Origin of the sequence: Thermus sp. (assembly GCF_039793865.1) — a bacterium.
GTDB lineage: Bacteria > Deinococcota > Deinococci > Deinococcales > Thermaceae > Thermus.
The window spans coordinates 1-4,365 of record NZ_JBAMMI010000063.1 but is presented as its reverse complement, the minus strand read 5'-3'; the positions used below and the strand labels follow the sequence as shown (position 1 = coordinate 4,365).

The window sequence follows — 4,365 nt, the reverse complement described above, 5'->3', positions numbered from 1 at the left end:
GAGAAGAACCCTAAGGCCGTAGGCGATGAGCTCCAAAAGCGCCGGCGCCCGGCCGGAAGAAGCTTCCCCTCCGGCGAGGTGGGCCTCCCGTTCCCGGACAAGCCTCTCCAGGAGAGCCTCTAGGAGCTGAAGGTCCAGGTGCTCGAGGGCGTAGCGGGCCAGGGACCGGTGGGAAGGGAAGGGCCTTTCCATCAGGTTCTGGAGCGAGGCCTCCGAAGGCATGGGTTTGTCCGGGTTCACTGGCTTGGCGCTACAGCCAGGAGAGCCCTAGCCGGGCCTCGAGGTGGCCCACGGGAAGCCCCCGGTGGTTTCGCACCTCGGGCCGGTCCCAGGGGGTGGGGCCGGGGTCCAGCCCCAGGGCCCGGAGGAGGGCCACCACCATCACCTCCCGGGCCTGGGCCGAGCCGTCCTCCACCTTGAGGGCGAGGCCCAGGGGCCCCTTGGGGCCCTCTAGGAGGGCGAGGCCGTAGTACCCGTCCGCCCCCCGCTTGGCCACCACGGGCAGCCTTTCCATGAGGAGGGTGTCCACGCTCCCCGGCCCGGCCACGAGGTCGGGGTGGCGGCGCATGGCCTCCCGCACGCGCCTCAAGGGCTCCCGGTAGGCCTCGGGGGCCTCCTCGGGGGCGGCGAGGAGGTAAAAGAGCCGGGCCGCCCGAGCGAGGGGGAGGGCGAAGGTGGGCACGCTGCACCCGTCGGTGGCCTGGAAGGGCTCGGCTCCGGAGAGCTCGGCGAGGGTCTTCCGGTTCAGGGCCTGCACCGGGTGGTCGGGGCGCTCGTACCCCTCGGTGGGGGCCCCCAGGGCCCGGGCCGCCGCCAGCATCCCGGCGTGCTTGCCCGAGCAGTTGTGGTGCAGGGGGGTGGGTCCAAGGCCCGCCTCCTCCAGGGCCCGCCGGGCCTCCCGGGAAAAGGGCGGGTGCACCCCGCAGACCAGGTGCTCGGGGCCCAGGCCGAGCTTGGCCAGGAAGCGGGCGGCCACCTCCACGTGGCGGGGGGTGCCGTCGTGGCTTGCGGTGGCCAGGGCCACTTCCTCCTCCGTGAGGCCGAACCGCTCCACCGCCCCCGTGAGGAAGAGGGCCAGGGCCTGGAAGGGCTTGGCCGAGGAGCGGAGGTAGCTCAGGAGGGCCGGGTTCCCGGCGTAGGCCAAAAGCCCCTCCTTCCCGTATAGGGCCAAGGAGACCCGGTGCCGGTTTTCCACAAGCTCGCCGCGGTAGACCAAAACCTCCGCCTTCACTCCCCAAGTCTACGCCGGGCCTCCAGGAGGAGGGGCTTCCAGTCCACCCCGAGGTAGGGGGAGGGGAGGCCCTCCAGCCTGGCTTCGGCCTTCCTCAGGTTGCGCAGGCCCGTCCTTCCCTGGCTCCGCTGGTGGAGGGCCGCCGCCAGGAGGATGAGCCCTTGGAGAAAGCGGCGCTCCTCCCCCTCGGCCCGCCGCCAAAGGGCCTCCAGGGCTTCGTGGGCCTCAAAGTAGTGCCCCTCGCGCCAAAGCTCCAGGGCCTCTTGCAGCCCCACGGGCCCCAGTCTAGGCTAGGTCCATGCGCCGCATGGCGGTTTTGCTCCCCTTTCTTCTCTTGGCCCAGGCCCTGCGCCTCGCCACCACCACCAGCGTTTACGACTCGGGCCTCCTGGACCGGCTCCTCCCCGCCTTCACCCAGGCCACGGGGGTGAAGGTGGGGGTGGTCGCCGTGGGCACCGGGCAGGCCCTGGCCCTGGCCGAGCGCAAGGACGCCGACGCGGTGCTGGTCCACGCCCCCGACCTCGAGGCCCAGTACCGGAAGCGGGGCTTCCTGGCGGAAGGGTACTGCCTGGCCAAGAACCGCTTCCTGCTGGTGGGCCCGCAGGAGGACCCGGCCGGGGTCCGGGAGGCCAAGGACGTCCTGGAGGCCATGAGGCGCGTCGCCTCGGCCAAGGCGCCCTTCGTGTCCCGCGGGGACCGCTCGGGAACCCACCTGAAGGAGCTCGCCCTTTGGGAGAAGGCGGGGATCCGGCCCGGGCCCCCCTGGTACCTGGAGTCAGGGGCGGGGATGGGGCAGACCCTGGTCCTCGCGGCGGAGAAGCGGGCCTACACCCTCTCCGACCTGGCCACCTACCTCACCGTGGGGAAAAAGCGGGGCCTTTCCCCCCTCTACGACCGGGACGACCCCCTTCTCCTCAACCAGTACAGCGTCTACGTGGTGCCGGGCTCGCCTAGGCTCGAGGAGGCCCGGAAGCTAAGGGACTTCCTCGCCTCCGAGGAGGCGGTCCGGCGGATGCTGGGCCTCCAGGTGGAAGGCCAGCCCCTCTTCCAGCCCCTGAAGGGGCGGTGCCTCTTCCCCGTGAATGGAAGCCGCTGAGCTCCTGGAGATCACCCTAAGAAGCCTCGGGGTGGCCGGTTCGGCTACCCTTCTCGCCGCCCTTCCCGCCGTGCCCCTGGGGCTCTGGCTGGCCCTGAGGGGCGGGGGCGGGCCCCTGGGCCGGGCGGTCCTCTACGCCGGGCTCGCCCTTCCTCCCGTGGTGGTGGGGCTTTTCCTCTACCTCCTCCTCTCCCGCTCCGGCCCCCTGGGCTTTCTGGACCTCCTCTATACCCCTTACGCCATGGTGCTGGCCGAGGCCATCCTGGCCTTTCCCGTCATGGCCGCCTTCGTGCTCTCCGCGGCCCGGGCCAGGGCGGAGGAGGTGCGGCTTCTGGTGCGAAGCCTGGGGGGACGGGAGGACCAGGTCCTCCCCGCCCTCTTCTTTGAGAGCCGCCGCACCCTGGCCGCTGCCCTGGCCGCGGGCTTCGGCGGGGCCATCAGCGAGGTGGGGGCGGCCACCCTGGTGGGCGGGGACATCCGGCACCACACCCGGGTCCTGACCACGGCCATCGTCCTGGAAACCCGCAAGGGGGAGGTGGAAGCGGCCCTGGCCCTGGGCCTGATCCTCCTGGGGGTGGCCCTTTTGGTCACCGGCTTCCTGGTTATCCTGGAGCGGGAATGAGGCCGCTCCTTCGGGCCGAGGGGCTCCTCCATCGGCACTCCGGCTTTACCCTCTGGGTGCCTGCCCTCTCCGTCTACCCCGGGGAGATCCTGGCGGTGCTCGGGCCCTCGGGAAGCGGCAAAACCACCCTGCTCCGCCTCCTCGCGGGCCTCCTCACCCCCCTGGAGGGCCAGGTGGAAGGGGGCTTCCGCGCCTACCTGCCCCAAAACCCCATCCTCCTCAGGCGGAGCGTCCTGGAGAACGCCGCCTTCGGCCTCCGCCTCCACGGGGTGCCGGGGCCCCTCGCCCGGGCCAAGGCGGAGGCCCTCCTAAAGCGGGTGGGGCTTGGGGAGATGGCCCGGCGCCCGGCCCAAAGCCTCTCGGGAGGGGAGGCGGTGCGCCTCTCCTTGGCCCGCACCCTCCTGGTGGAGCCGGAGGTGCTCCTCCTGGACGAGCCCACCGCCAGCCTGGACCTCGCCAACGTGGCCCGGGTGGAGGCCCTCCTGCGGGCGGCGGCCGGGGAGGGCCGGGGGGTGGTGCTGGCCACCCACGACCTCTTCCAGGCCCGGCGCCTGGCGGGGCGGGTGCTCTTCCTCCTCCAGGGGGAGGCGGTGGAGCTGGCCGAGGCCCGGGACTTCTTCCAGGCCCCCCGGGACCCGAGGAGCCGGGCCTTCCTGGAGGGAAGGCTCGTTTAGCGGACCCCTCGCCCAAGCCTGGGTGGGCGAAGAAGGCCCCCACCCTAGCGGAAGAGGGCCCTTACCGCCTTTTCCAGTTCCTCCCCGGTCTTTTTGTCCAGGGTGAGCTTGACCTTCAGGGCCACCCTCAGGGCCTCTTCCTCCAGAGCTTCCCGGTTCTCGCACCCCTTTAGCCGGGCAACAAAGGGCTCGGCCCGAGGGCCGAGCCGGGACCTGAGGAGCTCCACCAGCTTGGCGCAGAGCTCCTTGGGGCCTTCCACGGGGAGGATCAGGCCCCGCTTCAGGAGGCTGGCCAGAGCCTGGTAGGCCTCCTCCCCCAGGCCGCTTTCCCGCACCACCTCCTCCTCCGTGCGGCGCCCGTCGCAAAGGGCGTAGACCCGCCACTCCGCGGGGGTGGGCGTCCAGCCTTCGGGGGGATTGGGGTTGCGGCGGAAGACCATGGCTACAGGGAGGCCACGATGGCGTCCACCAAGCGGAGGATCAGGTAGACGAAGACCGCCCCTAGGAGGAGGATGAAGGAGAGGAGAACGAGGAGAAGGCTGGAAGGCTCGCTCCAGGTGAGGAGGATGACCCCCAGGTAGGCCAGGGCGAAGAAACCGATGAGGAAGAGGGCTTGCCCCATGCGTTCCCCGATGACTCCGCCTGGAGCGGCCCTCCTTAGCTTGAGGCCGTAGAGGACGTTGTAGACCATGAGGGCCAAGCCTAAAAGGAGCAGGAGTTTTTCCATGTCATCACTTTACCC

The 4,365-nt window shown here is 71.1% G+C and carries 7 protein-coding genes and 1 pseudogene; 3 read left to right on the top strand and 5 right to left on the bottom strand.

The genetic code is table 11. From position 1 onward, the window contains the following. The 3 genes and pseudogenes from ABJK26_RS06170 to ABJK26_RS06160 all read right to left on the bottom strand — a co-directional run. A pseudogene (locus ABJK26_RS06170) lies at positions 1-192 on the bottom strand (hypothetical protein); the annotation flags it as partial. Between the two features lie 58 nt (positions 193-250). Then, positions 251-1,231 carry an asparaginase gene (locus ABJK26_RS06165; protein WP_347241403.1) on the bottom strand — a complete coding sequence of 327 codons (981 nt, stop codon included), beginning with the start codon at positions 1,229-1,231 and terminating at the stop codon, positions 251-253. Beyond that, positions 1,228-1,500 (bottom strand): DUF309 domain-containing protein, encoded by a 273-nt coding sequence (locus tag ABJK26_RS06160; RefSeq protein ID WP_347241404.1) that lies wholly within the window; start codon positions 1,498-1,500, stop codon positions 1,228-1,230. The genes ABJK26_RS06165 and ABJK26_RS06160 overlap by 4 nt, the downstream gene beginning before the upstream one ends. Before the next feature lie 29 nt (positions 1,501-1,529). Here ABJK26_RS06160 and ABJK26_RS06155 point away from each other — a divergent pair, with 29 nt between their 5' ends. From ABJK26_RS06155 to ABJK26_RS06145, 3 genes are read left to right on the top strand one after another with little or no spacing between them, the layout of a single operon-like run. Then, complete coding sequence (locus ABJK26_RS06155) at positions 1,530-2,327, top strand: substrate-binding domain-containing protein (RefSeq protein WP_347241402.1); 798 nt, start codon at positions 1,530-1,532, stop codon at positions 2,325-2,327. Beyond that, positions 2,314-2,949, top strand: a complete 636-nt coding sequence (locus ABJK26_RS06150; RefSeq protein WP_347241401.1) for an ABC transporter permease — start codon at positions 2,314-2,316, stop codon at positions 2,947-2,949. Before ABJK26_RS06155 ends, ABJK26_RS06150 begins: the two co-directional genes overlap by 14 nt. Then, positions 2,946-3,623 carry an ATP-binding cassette domain-containing protein gene (locus tag ABJK26_RS06145; protein WP_347241400.1) on the top strand — a complete coding sequence of 226 codons (678 nt, stop codon included), beginning with the start codon at positions 2,946-2,948 and terminating at the stop codon, positions 3,621-3,623. The genes ABJK26_RS06150 and ABJK26_RS06145 overlap by 4 nt, the downstream gene beginning before the upstream one ends. Before the next feature lie 44 nt (positions 3,624-3,667). Here ABJK26_RS06145 and ABJK26_RS06140 read toward each other — a convergent pair whose 3' ends face one another. Next, entirely contained in the window at positions 3,668-4,063 is a 396-nt protein-coding gene (locus ABJK26_RS06140) for a hypothetical protein (protein ID WP_347241399.1), read from the bottom strand. Between the two features lie 2 nt (positions 4,064-4,065). Continuing rightward, the gene (locus ABJK26_RS06135) at positions 4,066-4,350 is read right to left on the bottom strand and encodes a hypothetical protein (RefSeq protein ID WP_347241397.1); all 285 of its coding nucleotides are present in this window, start codon (positions 4,348-4,350) and stop codon (positions 4,066-4,068) included. Positions 4,351-4,365 lie beyond the last annotated feature (15 nt).

Coding starts and splice junctions, on each gene's coding strand:
- ABJK26_RS06155 (WP_347241402.1), top strand. CDS start 1,530: ATGCGCCGCATGGCGGTTTTGCTCCCCTTTCTTCTCTTGGCCCAGGCC.
- ABJK26_RS06140 (WP_347241399.1), bottom strand. CDS start 4,063: ATGGTCTTCCGCCGCAACCCCAATCCCCCCGAAGGCTGGACGCCCACC.
- ABJK26_RS06135 (WP_347241397.1), bottom strand. CDS start 4,350: ATGGAAAAACTCCTGCTCCTTTTAGGCTTGGCCCTCATGGTCTACAAC.
- ABJK26_RS06145 (WP_347241400.1), top strand. CDS start 2,946: ATGAGGCCGCTCCTTCGGGCCGAGGGGCTCCTCCATCGGCACTCCGGC.
- ABJK26_RS06150 (WP_347241401.1), top strand. CDS start 2,314: ATGGAAGCCGCTGAGCTCCTGGAGATCACCCTAAGAAGCCTCGGGGTG.